This is a genomic window from Rhodoferax aquaticus (assembly GCF_006974105.1).
In the GTDB taxonomy this organism is placed as follows: Bacteria; Pseudomonadota; Gammaproteobacteria; order Burkholderiales; family Burkholderiaceae_C; genus Allorhodoferax; species Allorhodoferax aquaticus_A.
The window spans coordinates 874,808-887,459 of sequence record NZ_CP036282.1 but is presented as its reverse complement, the minus strand read 5'-3'; the positions used below and the strand labels follow the sequence as shown (position 1 = coordinate 887,459).

Annotated in this window: 16 protein-coding genes; 3 read left to right on the top strand and 13 right to left on the bottom strand. The window is 61.2% G+C overall.

Features of this window, described 5'->3' with window-relative positions; genetic code table 11:
• The first annotated feature begins 123 nt into the window (after positions 1–123).
• The gene (locus tag EXZ61_RS04210) at positions 124–564 is read left to right on the top strand and encodes a nuclear transport factor 2 family protein (RefSeq protein WP_142809332.1); all 441 of its coding nucleotides are present in this window, start codon (positions 124–126) and stop codon (positions 562–564) included.
• A 46-nt stretch (positions 565–610) separates the two neighbouring features.
• Here the strand turns inward: EXZ61_RS04210 and EXZ61_RS04205 are convergent, their stop codons facing one another.
• The 6 genes from EXZ61_RS04205 to EXZ61_RS04180 all read right to left on the bottom strand — a co-directional run bounded on the left by EXZ61_RS04205 (position 611) and on the right by EXZ61_RS04180 (position 5,306).
• Positions 611–1,321: a YebC/PmpR family DNA-binding transcriptional regulator gene (locus EXZ61_RS04205; protein ID WP_142809330.1), complete on the bottom strand. Its 711-nt coding sequence runs from the start codon at positions 1,319–1,321 to the stop codon at positions 611–613.
• Between the two features lie 193 nt (positions 1,322–1,514).
• On the bottom strand, positions 1,515–2,048 hold the full coding sequence (locus EXZ61_RS04200; RefSeq protein ID WP_142809328.1) for a thioesterase family protein: 534 nt from the start codon (positions 2,046–2,048) through the stop codon (positions 1,515–1,517).
• 9 nt (positions 2,049–2,057) lie between these two features.
• A complete protein-coding gene (locus EXZ61_RS04195; protein WP_142809326.1) occupies positions 2,058–3,263 on the bottom strand; it encodes an acyl-CoA dehydrogenase family protein in 1,206 nt (401 codons plus the stop codon).
• Between the two features lie 5 nt (positions 3,264–3,268).
• Positions 3,269–4,180 (bottom strand): SDR family oxidoreductase, encoded by a 912-nt coding sequence (locus tag EXZ61_RS04190; RefSeq protein ID WP_142809324.1) that lies wholly within the window; start codon positions 4,178–4,180, stop codon positions 3,269–3,271.
• The gene (locus EXZ61_RS04185) at positions 4,177–4,872 is read right to left on the bottom strand and encodes a TetR/AcrR family transcriptional regulator (RefSeq protein WP_142809322.1); all 696 of its coding nucleotides are present in this window, start codon (positions 4,870–4,872) and stop codon (positions 4,177–4,179) included. The genes EXZ61_RS04190 and EXZ61_RS04185 overlap by 4 nt, the downstream gene beginning before the upstream one ends.
• Before the next feature lie 143 nt (positions 4,873–5,015).
• Positions 5,016–5,306, bottom strand: a complete 291-nt coding sequence (locus tag EXZ61_RS04180) for a hypothetical protein (RefSeq protein ID WP_142809320.1) — start codon at positions 5,304–5,306, stop codon at positions 5,016–5,018.
• A 175-nt stretch (positions 5,307–5,481) separates the two neighbouring features.
• Between EXZ61_RS04180 and EXZ61_RS04175 the strand changes: the two genes are divergently transcribed.
• Positions 5,482–5,844, top strand: a complete 363-nt coding sequence (locus EXZ61_RS04175; protein WP_142809318.1) for a nuclear transport factor 2 family protein — start codon at positions 5,482–5,484, stop codon at positions 5,842–5,844.
• Between the two features lie 37 nt (positions 5,845–5,881).
• On the opposite strand, the gene EXZ61_RS04170 is transcribed toward EXZ61_RS04175, so the two are convergent.
• Together EXZ61_RS04170 and EXZ61_RS04165 are read right to left on the bottom strand one after the other, a co-directional pair.
• The gene (locus EXZ61_RS04170) at positions 5,882–6,376 is read right to left on the bottom strand and encodes a P-loop NTPase family protein (RefSeq protein ID WP_142809316.1); all 495 of its coding nucleotides are present in this window, start codon (positions 6,374–6,376) and stop codon (positions 5,882–5,884) included.
• Between the two features lie 101 nt (positions 6,377–6,477).
• Positions 6,478–6,834, bottom strand: coding sequence for a lysozyme inhibitor LprI family protein (locus EXZ61_RS04165; RefSeq protein ID WP_168224696.1), 357 nt, complete (start codon positions 6,832–6,834; stop codon positions 6,478–6,480).
• A 257-nt stretch (positions 6,835–7,091) separates the two neighbouring features.
• On the opposite strand from EXZ61_RS04165, the gene fliD reads away from it, so the two are divergent.
• Complete coding sequence (fliD, locus tag EXZ61_RS04160; RefSeq protein ID WP_142809312.1) at positions 7,092–7,778, top strand: flagellar filament capping protein FliD; 687 nt, start codon at positions 7,092–7,094, stop codon at positions 7,776–7,778.
• Between the two features lie 42 nt (positions 7,779–7,820).
• Here fliD and EXZ61_RS04155 read toward each other — a convergent pair whose 3' ends face one another.
• The 5 genes from EXZ61_RS04155 to EXZ61_RS04135 all read right to left on the bottom strand — a co-directional run bounded on the left by EXZ61_RS04155 (position 7,821) and on the right by EXZ61_RS04135 (position 12,645).
• Positions 7,821–8,651, bottom strand: coding sequence for an SDR family oxidoreductase (locus EXZ61_RS04155; protein WP_142809310.1), 831 nt, complete (start codon positions 8,649–8,651; stop codon positions 7,821–7,823).
• A 174-nt stretch (positions 8,652–8,825) separates the two neighbouring features.
• Positions 8,826–9,590: an enoyl-CoA hydratase gene (locus tag EXZ61_RS04150; protein WP_142809308.1), complete on the bottom strand. Its 765-nt coding sequence runs from the start codon at positions 9,588–9,590 to the stop codon at positions 8,826–8,828.
• A gap of 50 nt (positions 9,591–9,640) precedes the next feature.
• Positions 9,641–10,480 carry an acyl-CoA thioesterase gene (locus tag EXZ61_RS04145; protein ID WP_237219084.1) on the bottom strand — a complete coding sequence of 280 codons (840 nt, stop codon included), beginning with the start codon at positions 10,478–10,480 and terminating at the stop codon, positions 9,641–9,643.
• Positions 10,477–11,352: an alpha/beta hydrolase family protein gene (locus tag EXZ61_RS04140; RefSeq protein WP_142809306.1), complete on the bottom strand. Its 876-nt coding sequence runs from the start codon at positions 11,350–11,352 to the stop codon at positions 10,477–10,479. The genes EXZ61_RS04145 and EXZ61_RS04140 overlap by 4 nt, the downstream gene beginning before the upstream one ends.
• Positions 11,353–11,448: 96 nt before the next feature.
• Positions 11,449–12,645: an acetyl-CoA C-acyltransferase gene (locus tag EXZ61_RS04135; RefSeq protein WP_142809304.1), complete on the bottom strand. Its 1,197-nt coding sequence runs from the start codon at positions 12,643–12,645 to the stop codon at positions 11,449–11,451.
• Positions 12,646–12,652: the final 7 nt, after the last annotated feature.

Below are 12,652 nucleotides of genomic sequence, written 5' to 3'. Positions count from 1 at the left end.
CTGAGGCAGGGTCACCGGGTACAAGCGCATTGACAGGGGCACGGTGGGCCACTTACAGTGGTACGACATGCCTTGTCGAGCACAGTGCATGCATCCCTCAACGCATTCGCCAGGAGAGCGCCCATGCTGCAAGCTGCGCCTTTGTCGCCCGCCATAGCGGCATCCCTTGAAAAATGGCACGCCATGGTGGCCTCTGGCAATCTAGAAGGTTTGCCCGATTTGCTGCACCCACAAGCCAGCTTTCGTTCCCCCATGGCCCACAAGCCTTATGCCAGCGCACAAGCCGTCGCTCTCATTGTGACGACCGTCATCGGCGTGTTTACCCAGTTCAAATACCACCGCCAGTTTGTGAATGAAGACGGCATGAGCGTGGTGCTGGAGTTCAGCGCCATGGTGGGGGACAAAGCCATCAAAGGCATCGACATGGTGCGCTTCGATGATGACGGCCTCATCGTTGACTTCGAAGTCATGGTGCGCCCCATGAGCGGCCTGCAAGCCCTGGGTGCTGAAATGGGTGCGCGTTTGGGTGCCTTGCTACCCGCCTTCAAAACTGCAAACACCTAGGCTTTGAGCGTGGAAGCCGCTTCTGAATAGACGTGCCCTAAAAACCTTAACCGGCCAGCCCTACGTAGACGTTTTGCACGTCGTCGTTGCCGTCGATGGCGGCCAAAAACGCTTCCACTTCTTCCAGTTGCTCGGCGCTCAAGCTCGCCGGATCAATCGGGTTCTTGGGCTTGTAACCCAGTTTGGCGGTCAGCACCGTAAAGCCGTGCGCGGGCAAGGCGCGGCTCACCAAGTCCAAATCGGTGGGGTCGGTCAAGAACAGGGTGGCGCCCTCTTCAGCGGCCTCAAAGTCTTGGGCACCGGCTTCAATTGCGGCGACCTCAGCGTCTGCACCGGCAGCCGTAGGTTCGGCTTCAATCATGCCCACGTGGTCAAAGTCCCAGGACACGGAACCCGAGGTGCCCAGTTGCCCTTTACGAAACAACACGCGCATTTCAGGCGCGGTGCGGTTCACGTTGTCGGTCAGGCACTCCACCATCACCGCCACGCGGTGGGGGGCAAAACCTTCGTACATCACGTGTTCAAAGTTAACTGCCTCACCCGTCAAGCCCGCACCCTTTTTGATCGCACGCTCCAGCGTGTCCTTGGGCATAGACACCTTGCGGGCCTGCTCCAAGACCAAGCGCAGCTTGGAGTTACCGGCCGGGTCTGCGCCATTGCGCGCAGCAATCATGATGTCCTTGGCCAAGCGTCCAAACAAACGCCCTTTGGCGTTTGCCGCCAGTTCCTTACCTTTTGCTTTCCACTGCGCGCCCATGCTGATGCTTCCTTGCTGTAATAGCGCTCTATGGCGCTTGGTGATATCTGGTGAGTGATTGCGGGTGCCGCAATTGCAAGCCCCACGCACCACTGAAGAGGGCTAGGTTATACACCCAACCCAGACCAGCCGCCCACGTTGGCGGTGCAGCGCCGCGCCTGATCCAGCCGGCCACGGCAAAAGCAGGTGGGCCTCACGACACGATGTACGCCGCCGAGCCGGTGGACAACAGCTTGCCGTCGGCCCCCACAAACTCCATGCGGGTAGACGCCACGCGCGAGCCTAGGCGCATAACTTCAGCATGCAGCACAAAGTACTCGCCAATGCCGGGGCGCAAGTAGTCCACCCGCAGGTCTATGGTGCCTAGCTTGGCAAAGCGGTGCAGACGGGCGAACGGAGACTCGTCCATATGGCGCGCGCCGATGGCGGCCATCACGGCCAAGCCGCCCATGGCGTCCAGCCCCGCGCTGATCACGCCACCGTGGATGCGGTTGTAGCTGTAGTGCCCCACCAGCGCCGGGCGCATGTCAATGCGCGCACTCACCCGCTGCGGCAACAGCTGCGTGATCTTCAGCCCAATGGTTTGGTTAAAGACAATGCTTTCTTCAAAAATCTTGGTCAAGCCGGTGATGAACTCGGGCTCAAACACGACCTCGGCGTTGCTGCCCGCATCGGTGCTGGGCAAGGCAGCGGCAGGACTGGATGGTTCAGTACGGGAGTGGGGCATGGGCCGATCTCACAAACCGAGCTGGCGGCTGGCCAGCTCTTTCATGATCTCTTCGGCGCCGCCGCCAATCATCATCACCTTGACCTCGCGGTAAATGCGCTCGCAGGCTGTGCCCCGCATAAAGCCCATGCCCCCCAAGATTTGCACACCTTGGTCGGCGCAAAACTGCATGGTTTGCGTGGCGTGGTTTTTGAGCAAGCACACCTGGGCCACCCACTCAGCGCCTTTGGCCGACTTTTCGCCCCGGTCCCCGGCGTCAGCACGGGCAGACACCGCATTGAGCCAAGCGCGTGTGGACTCAATGCGCATCTTCATGTCCATGAACTTGTGGCGTATGGTTTGGTGGTCTATGAGCGCCGTGCCAAAGGTCTTGCGCTGCTGCGCCCAGGCCAAGGCTTCGTCATAGCAGCACTCGGCAAAGCCCAAAGCCATGGCCGCCATGGACAAACGCTCGCCATTGAAGTTGGTCAAAATGATTTTGAAGCCCGAGCCTTCTTCGCCCACCAAGTTGCCCACGGGCACGCGCACGCCATCAAACCGCAGCTGCGCTGTGTCCGAGCACAGCCAGCCCATTTTTTTCAGGGGGCTGCGCGACAAGCCAACAGCGTCGCCCGGCACCATGAGCATGGAGATACCCATGGGCCCTTTGTTTACCAAGTCGGTACGCACGGCCACCGTGATCCAGTCGGCGCGCATGCCGGAGGTGATGAAGGTTTTTTCGCCATCCACCACGTACTCGTCGCCCTCGCGGCGTGCCGTGGTTTTGAGGGCAGACACATCGGTGCCACCTCCGGGCTCGGTGATGGCCAGCGCCGCTATTTTTTTGCCTGCCAGCACATCAGGTATGACCTTGGCCTGCAGCGCAGCAGAGCCGTGGCGCACCACGGGTGGCAGGCCAATGTTGTGGCTAAACAGGCTGGCCATCAACCCGCCGCTGCCCCCAGTGCGCGCCAGCGCAATCGTCATGGCGTTGCGCAATGCCCATGGCGCGGGCGTGCCGCCAAAGGCCTCTGGGTAGCCCAGCCCCAGCCAGCCCAAATCGGCCGCGCGCTGGTACAGGCTGCGGGGGAATTCGCCCGCCTCCTCCCAGTCGTTCAAATGGGCGGCCACCTCTTCGCGGATAAAGCGGCGCGCGCTGTCTTCGACCTGGGCAATGTCTTCTGGCCCCCACTCGGCAGTGGTGCTGGGCGGTGTAGGCAATGTGGCGTGTGTCATGGGGTTTAACTCTGGCCTTCGCTGGGCGTGAAAAGTTTGGGCGTGGTGGCGCGGTGAAAACCGTTGAACGGTTTGATGGCGGCGCGCTCTTGCGCCTTGGCATCGGCCACACGCATGGGCCAGCCCATGCGCACTTGGGGCCGCGCACCGTCCACACGCAGCGTGCTGCCGCTGATAAAGGCCGCTGCGGGACTGAGCAAAAACACAATGCTGGCGGCCGCTTCGGCCTCGGTGCCAAAGCGCCCTAGGGGCACGGTTTTGCTCATTTCACGCAGCATGGGGCCCATCTCGGCGGGGTATTTGTCCATGCCGCTGGAGGCTATATAGCCCGGTGCCACGGCGTTCACACGCACCCCGCGCCCGGCCCATTCAATGGCGGCAGTCTCGGTAAAGTTGACCATGCCCGCGCGTGCCGCGCCGCTGTGGCCCATGCCCGGCATAGAGCCCCACATGTCTGCCACGATGTTGACGATGGCGCCGCCGTTTTTGTTCATGCTTTGCAAAAAGCATTCGCGTGCCATCAAAAACCCACCGGTGAGATTGGTGTTGATCACAGCCTCCCAGCCTTTGGCGCTAATGGCTTCTAACGGCGTCATGTACTGGCCACCGGCGTTGTTCACCAGCCCATCAATGCGGCCATGGGCGGCCACCACTTCGGCCACCACCGCTTTCACCGCCTCTTCTTGCCGAATGTCACATGCATGCCAGCTGGCCTTGCCACCGTCGGCCTCTATCTCGTCTTTCACCGCTTGGAGTTTTTCGGGCTTGCGGCCAATGAGCACGGTGTGCGCGCCCAAAGCGGCCAGCTCATGGGCGGTGCAGCGCCCAATGCCAGAGCCGCCACCGGTCACCACCACCACCTGCCCGGCAAACAAGCCGGGCGCAAACACAGAGCCGTATGTAGAAGCTGAAGTCATGCCTTGTCTTTCAAAAATAAAGCAATGCAGGCGCTGGTGAGCTCGTCCAGCGAAGCGCCTTTTTTGCGGTCGAACCACTGCACTGACCAATTCAGTGCACCCAAAATCAACAAGCGCGCCAGCTTGACCGGCGCACCCAATTGCCCGCTGTCGTGCAGGCGCTGCAGCACCGGCGTCCACGCAGCTTCATAGTCGGTCTGGAGCCGGGCCAAGTCCGTGCGTTGGCGTGCGCTCAAAGCGCGGTGCTCGTACAGCATCACAGGCACAAAGTCGTTGCCAGGGCCCAGCAAGGTTTCATAGTGCGCGCGGATCAGGCTGCGCATGGTGTCTACCGAGCTGGCACTGGCGGGCAAAGCCGCTAAAGCCTGCGCTTGGCGCGCCAACGCGGTGTGCATGCCCGCCTCCATCACGGCGAACAGCAAGGCGTCTTTGCTTTTGAAGTGGTAGAACGGCGAGCCGCTGTGCATGCCCACAGCCGCCGCAATGTCGCGGGTGCTGGTGGCGTCAAAGCCTTGCTTGCGAAACAGCTTGGCCGATGCGGTGATCAGGTCTTGGCGGCGGTTACCGTCGTCTAGCTCCAGCGCGGTTTTGCGCGGGCGACCACGGGGGCGCTTGGGTGCCAAGGCCGTGTCTGTGGCAAGCGTTGAGGGTGGTGCGTGGGAGTCGTCACGGAGCGATGCGGGAGCCTTCATGGGCTCTGAGCATATCCAAGCGCCGCATTTATAGCAAGCAAATGCTTTGCGTAAATACCCCTAGCAAAAACCAGGGGCTACCGAGGGATGGGCCTGCTAGGCGCAGCGCATGAGCGTCTGCGCTTAGCAAGGCCTGCGCGGGCTTACTCTTCGAGTTCAGCGCCTGCAAATTCGTCTTCAGGGCCTTCGCTGTCCATGGCGGCAATCTCAGCGTACTGCACCGCGTTGAGCTGGTGGCGGTAAGCCAAGAAAGTGTGGCGAGCGGCTTTGTCAGTGTCGCCTTCGTCTTCGGCAATGGCGGCGGCAAAGTGGTGCTTGGCAGCAGCGGTGAAATGGTGCGCCGCCATGCGGTGCACGTCTGCGGCCGACTCAAAGTCGTCTTCCGCGTATTCCTCGCCCAAGTCGTCGGTCTCTGGCGCGTTATCTTGAGTCATGGTGGCCTCGCATAGGTGTGTCACGGCAATGCGCCGCAGCCCCAAGCATGGGCGCTGCGTATGAAGCCTTCGTGACAAAACAAGGCAGCGCGGTTTGAAGACTCGCCACACGGTGCCATCCTGCACAGTCGCTTGGTATTCTTCGCGGCATTTACACATCGCAAAGCAACACACCGTGACGAATGCAACACCCCACACCCTAGACCCCGCCGCTAGCGCCCAACGCCAACTAGACGCCTACAACGCCCGCGACCTAGCGCGCTTTGTGGCCGAATACACCGACGATGTACAGGTCTACCGCCTGCCCTCCGCAGAGCCCATGTTGGTGGGCAAAGCTGCCCTGACCGAACACTACCGCACCCACCGCTTCAACCTGCCCCAGCTTCACGCCGAGCTCGTCAACCGCATGGTCTTCGGCAACAAAGTCATAGACCATGAACGCGTGACTGGCGTGCAAGACCAAGCCATGGAAGTGGCGGCTATCTATGAAGTGACGGAACAGGGGATTGCCAAGGTTTGGTTTGTGAGTGGTAGCTAAACCCTAGCCCCAGCGCTGGAGGTTGCTGCGCCCAAACTCACTTCGGTGTAACTGCCTCAGCCGGGCTTTCACGCTCGCTCTTTGCACCCGCAAATGCGTCGAAGATGCGGCGGTGTGCGTAGTACGACCATGGGTCGTGTCGCTCGTAGTAGCCAGCCACCCAGGCCTGAAGGTTCTCCAGCATGGCATCTTGTGCTTCTTTGGAAGCGTACTTGTGCGGCTCCCAAGGGCGGGACCGGTTGTGCGTGAGACACACCTCACGCCCGGGGTTCAGGAATACCAGCTCCGTGCATTGGGCCGATGCCGCTTCAACTAGCTCGCCGTAGCACCCCTCAATCACCCAGCTTTGATGGGCCACCAGAAACTCCGCCAGCGATGCATGGATAGCGTCCATGGGGCGCTGTACCGCAACCTTACCGGGCTCCCAAACGATGGAGTCCAGGTCCAAATGTGCAAGGCCATGTGCTTGGCTCAGGTGTTTGGCTAAGGTGCTCTTGCCTGAACCAGAGTTGCCAAAAATGAGGGTTTTCATAGCTTAAGGCGTTGAAGTCAACGAGCTGTTCGGCTTCTGGCGCAGCTCCGGTGAAACCCTGGGCTTGGGCCTAGGGACGAAGAACAGCGAAGCGCCAACTGTCATTTGATGTCTTCAGATGGCGTGCACACAGGGTGCACCCCTGTCACAACTCCATAGTCGCAAGTTTCATCGACTCGCTTTCGGTATGCATCGATCAAGCACTTTGCGGTTTTGCATTGATTTCTCTGTGTCAGCCACCTCAGTTGCTCTTCTTGCAACAACTTCCTAGAACCGCCGAAGTCGGAAGCGAGCATGCCTTTGTAATTTTCCGCCAATGCAACATCGAGCCTTTCAAGTTGCGCATCGGTGCAAATGGTTCTTTCAACGTATGTTGAAGCCTTCGAACAATCAAAGGAAGCAGCGACTGCTTGAAATGTGAGCAGCGCAAGTGCAGTCGAGATCGTCAACTTCTTCATGGCGCAGGCGTACGGCTTCAAGAGGCCCAGCTTGATGTAGAAGTGAAACCTGTCTTGTGAACAAGATCGCTGTTGGTCATGGTTTCGCTCCCTAAACCTGTAAGTCATTGATTTATACCCGAGCAAGGCAGTGTGTTTGACCCAGTCCGCCACATAAGTTGTGGCTTAGTGGCCATCGCGCCCCCCTACAAATACCCCCTCTTCCCCCCTCTTTTCCCCCTCAAGCTTTTCCCGGAGCTGCCTATCCTTGGCAGACCATGAACATCTCAGACGTCCTTAGCAGCCACGCCAGCAGCTTGAACAAGTCCAGCACCTCGGGGGCTAAGGCGAGTTCGGCGGTGGCGGGCAATAGCAACCCCTTGCAAAGAGCGGGAAGCCGCTTGCAGGCGCAGATAGACAGCACCTCGGCGCAGCTGTCGTCGTTTGGGCGTTTGAAGTCTTCCGTGTCTGACACGCAATTGGCGGCCAAGGCCTTGGCGGGGCTGCCCAGCACAGCCAGCGATGTGGAGCTCAAAGCAGCGGTGGCCAAGCTGGCAGCGGCTTACAACGCGTCGCTGGGTGCAGCGCGCACCACGGCAGACAAAGCTGGCATGACATCCGAGGCGCGCGGCGCACTCAACGTAGGCATGGACTTGCGCCGCGCCATCAAGACCGACACCGCCACGGCCGACGCCATGCGTGGCATGGGCTTTGTGCTTAAGAGCGATGGCACAGTAACGGTGGATGACAAAAAGTTGGACGCCGCGCTCAAAGCCAACCCCGCCAAAGTGCGCGCGGCCATGTCCAAGGTGGGCGGGCAAATCAACACGGTGGCCACCAAAGAGCTGGCCAAGGACGGCACCATGGCGGGCTCACTCGACTCGCTCACCCGCCGCGCTGGCACCTTGCAAACGCAGGCCACCGCCATGAGCAAGGTCATGGCGTACATGGCCAATCAGGCGTAAACGCCTGTGCAGCCAGGCTGCGGGCCTGGCCAACGCTCTCACTCAATCAATAAACAAGTCGGGCACAAACTTGGTGGTGCCGGGGGTGACGGAGTAGCGGTCTAGGTCGGTCACGCCGTGGGCGGCTAACACCTCGTCATCCAAATAGAAGTTGCCGGTGGCGCCAGCGCTGCTGGTGAGGATGGCGTAGGCCGCGTCGGCCATGATGTCGGGGGTGCGGCACAGGGCCACGTCTACCCCCGGAATCATTTGCATAGCAGCGGTGGCAATGGCGGTGCGGGGCCACAGGCTGTTAACGCCAATGCCGTGCTTTTTGAACTCGGCCGAGTGGCCCAGCGTGCACATGCTCATGCCGTACTTGGCCATGGTGTAGGCGGTGTGGCTTTGGAACCAGTGCGCCTGCATGTTCAAGGGGGGCGACATGGTGAGCACCTGCGGGTTGCGCCCTGCTTTGGCTGACTTTTTGAGCTCCGGCAAGCAGGCCATGGTGCACATATAGGTGCCGCGTGCATTGACGCCGTTCATGAGGTCAAAACGCTTCATGGGCGTGGCCTCGGTGTTGGTGAGGCTGATGGCGCTGGCGTTGTTGACCAAGATGTCGATGCCGCCAAAGATCTCTACCGCTTTGGCCACGGCGGCCAGCACAGCGGCTTCGTCGCGAATGTCTACCGACAGGGGCAAGGCCTTGCCGCCAGCGGCTTCGATCTCAGCGGCTGCGCTGTAGATGGTGCCGGGCAACTTGGGGTTGGCATCGGTGGTTTTGGCCACGATGACGATGTTGGCGCCGTCTGCCGCTGCGCGCTTGGCCACTGCCAAGCCGATGCCGCGGGACGCGCCAGTGATAAACAGGGTTTTGCCTGCGAGTGATGCCATGGGTCTGTCTCCTTACGTTATAGAAGCCCGCCCTTGGTGGGCGGTGCTGGCGCTGGGGGCGCCGTAACCGCGCAGGCCACTACACATTTAATAGCTGCTTGCGCAATATCCATGGGCGCCAGCAGCACTTTTCGCCACTAAACGCCGCGAACTCAGGCCCTTGCGGGCCCATGCTTAGGCCTTAGAAAAGTCGGGGCGGCGCTTTTCCATGAAGGCGGTGAAGGCTTCTTTGGCAGCAGGCTCTTGCAACATGCGGCCAAAGGAGGCAGCCTCTTCTTCGATAGCGGCCAGCACCTGGGCCATTTGGCCCTTCTTCATGAGGCGCTTGGTTTCCAACAAAGACGCCAAGGGTTTGGTGGCCAGCTTGCGCGCCTGGGCTTGGGCGATTTCATTGGTTTGGGTGGGCGGCAAGATGCGGTTGACCAAGCCCACTTCGAGCGCAGCCTCGGCCATAAAGGGGTCGCCCATGAGCAGCGCTTCGGCGGCGCGGTGGTAGCCCATCATTTGCGGCACCAAGAGGCTAGAGCCCGCTTCGGGGCACAGGCCCAGGTTCACAAAGGGCATGGAGAAGGCGGCGTTGTCACCGGCGTACACCAAGTCGCAATGGAACAGCAAGGTGGTGCCAATGCCCACCGCTGGGCCGCACACGGCAGCGACGAGCGGTTTAGGAAAGGTGGCAATCGCGCGCAAGAAACGGAACACAGGCGCGTCTTGCGTAGACGGTGGGTTGCTCAAGAAGTCGCCAATGTCATTGCCCGCGCTGAAGATGGCCACATCACCCTGGATGAGCACGGTGCGCACGGCGCTGTCGTCCTTGGCTTGCTCCAAGGTGTCGGCCAGGCTGGCGTACATGGCTTTGGTGAACGAGTTTTTCTTCGCCACGCGGTTGATGGTGATGGTCAGCACGCCTTCGGCGGTGAGGGTCAAGATGTCGGACATGGTGTTGCTCGTTTCTTAAAGTTCTGAAAAATGCGAGGACGCACTGTAAATCACTCTTTGTAGTACACCAGCTGGTGTGAGGTCGCCAAGAGCGCACCGGCGTGGCTCCAGAGCTGGGCGGTTTGGTCAAAAAACCCATTGCTAAAGGCTTGGGCACGGGCTTGTGCCAGCACATAGTCGTCAGACGCTTGCGCCAGTTGCTGCGCGCTGGCATGGAAATACACCGTGAGCGACACGGTGCCCGCAGGCACCATGTGGGCGCGGCGCAGCCACACGCGGGGGAAGAAGATGTCGCTCATGGCGGTGACGGCCGGATAGTCCAGAGGCCGGGCGGGCTGGTCGCGCACCCAGAGCTGGCTTTGGCTGGCGGTGTGATGGTCGTCCGAGGCCACGCGGCCATCCCACTTGGCGGGCAAGGGGCCGCTGACATTGCGCAGCTCATAGCGGGCCAGCCATACCAGCGCCTCAGGCGTGGGCACGGGCGCAATGCCCTCTGGGCCGGGGACTTGCGGCATGGGGCTGTCGTTCAGTGCCCAGGTGTCGCGCGGCAGCGCCGTCATGGCGGTGCCGGTGAGCACGGTGGCGCTGCTGCCATCGGGCTGGGTTTGCGTGATGTCTAGCACCCAGTGCTGGGTGGAGCGGTTGGTGCGGGCGGCACGCAGGTTGAGCGTGTAGGCGCCGGGGGTGATGCCTGCCGCAAAGTTCACCGTCAGCGACACGGGGCTGCCCAAACACTCTGGGTGCTGGGTGATGGCCGAGACCATGGTGGCAGCGGTGATGCCACCAAACGGCCCCACCATGTTGTGCCACGCCGGGTGGGTGTGGCCTAGGTAGCTGCCATCGGCCTGCGCCTCTAGGCGCAGGGCTTCGTCAAACAAATGCAAACTCACGCAAAAGCTCCTTCTGAAAACTGCTGCAAATACTGCTGCAGTTGCGGCCACATGCGGCCCAACTGCTCTTCTTTAAACATGCCAAAGTGGCCGATGCGGCGCAGGTTGACCTCAGCAGGCTCCACGCTGCGCAACACATGCGGGGCATTGCTGTACAGCGCCAACAAGCTTTGTACCGAGCGCAGCGTCAGCATCTCGTCGTCGGCCATGGCCAGTGCGACCATGGGAAAGCGGACTTGTGCATAGCTGCGGCGCACAGCCTCGCCCTCTGCGCCTACGCTGTATTCGGGGTTCAAGCACCACTTGCGCCACTGCAGCATGACGCCTGCCGGCACATTGCCGATGATGCCCAAACGCTTGCCCGGAAAGTAGCCACACAGGCGCGTAGCCAGCGGCACTATGAGGTACCAAAACGGCAAGACGCCGCGCTTGAGTTGCGGCGCGTTGTCGCGCCAGTAGCCGCTACCGGCGGCTATGTTGATCAGGCCGCTGACCTTGTGGGCGTTGGGCAAGAGGCCCGGCAGCTGCGCGCCCAGGCTGTGGCCCAAAAGGTAGAGCGGTGCTGCGGGCATGGCCGCGTGGGCGTGGTCCACCACATGGGCGTAGTCGCGCGCCCAGTCGTTGAGATCAGCGTCAAAGCCTTGGAGGCCGCCATGCGGCGTGTTGGGTTTGGAGTCGCCCATGCCTCGATAGTCAAAGGTGGTGACGCGCCAGCCTTGGCTAGCCAGCCATTGGGCAAACGGCGTATAAAAATCTTGGCGCACGCCCATGGCGCTGGCCACCACCACATTGCCATGGGCAGGCCCTGTGGGTGCAAACACCCGCAGGGCAATGTGCACGCCCTTGTCGCTTTCCAGTTGCAAAGTTTCCACTGCGCACTCCGTTATCGTGACTTGGGCGCTTGCCCCTTGCTCCACTGACGCTGGCAACAAAAAGGCCACCCGCAGGTGGCCCTTGCTGTGAGCGGCTTAGACCCGCTCAAAGATACCGGCAGCCCCTTGGCCCATGCCTACGCACATGGAGACCATGCTGTATTTCAGGTTGTGGCGGTGCAAGGCGTGAATCGCCGTGGCGGAGCGAATAGCACCGGTAGCGCCCAGTGGGTGGCCCAGCGCAATGGCGCCGCCCATGGGGTTGACCTTGGCGGGGTCCAGCCCCAGGGTGTTGACCACGGCCAGCGACTGGGCAGCAAAGGCTTCGTTGAGCTCAATCCAGTCAATCGCGTCTTGGGTCAACCCGGCGTAGCGCAAGGCAGCTGGAATGGCTTCAATCGGGCCGATGCCCATGATGTGAGGAGGCACGCCTTTGGAGGCAAAGCTCACAAAGCGGGCCAGTGGCTTCAAGCCATGTTGCTTGACCGCTTTTTCGCTGGCCAAAATCAGGGCGCCAGCGCCGTCTGACGTTTGCGAGCTGTTGCCTGCGGTGACCGAACCACGGGCAGCGAACACGGCCTTCAATTTAGCCAAGCCTTCTAAGCTGGTATCGGCGCGGGCTCCTTCGTCCAAGCTCACGGTGCGGCGCTTTTCAATGACTTCGCCAGTCTCCAGGTTGGGGCTGCGGTCCACCACCTCAACAGGGGTGATTTCGGCAGCAAAGTCGCCACGCGCTTGGGCGGCCAAGGCACGCTTGTGGGACTCCACGGCAAAGGCGTCTTGCGCGTCGCGGCTGATCTTCCACTGGTTGGCCACCTTCTCAGCGGTCAGGCCCATACCGTAGGCAATGCCGATGTTTTCGTCATGGTCAAACATGGTGGGTGAGAGAGATGGCGAGTTGCCCATCATGGGCACCATGCTCATGCTTTCCACACCGGCGGCGATCATGACGTCGGCCTCACCCACACGGATGCGGTCAGCCGCCATTTGCACAGCCGACAAGCCCGACGCGCAAAAGCGGTTCACGGTGATGCCACCCACGCTGGTGGGCAAGCCCGCCAACACGGCGCCAATGCGGGCGATGTTCAGGCCTTGTTGCCCCTCGGGGATGGCGCAACCGCAGATCAGGTCTTCAATGGTTTGCGGGTCTAGCGTGGGCACTTGCGCCAAGGCGGCGCGCAGCGCGGTGACCAACAAATCGTCAGGGCGGGTGTTGCGGAAAAAGCCGCGGTGGGAACGGCCAATCGGCGTGCGGGTGGCCGCAACGATGTAGGCTTCTTGAACTTGTTTCATGGAGGAC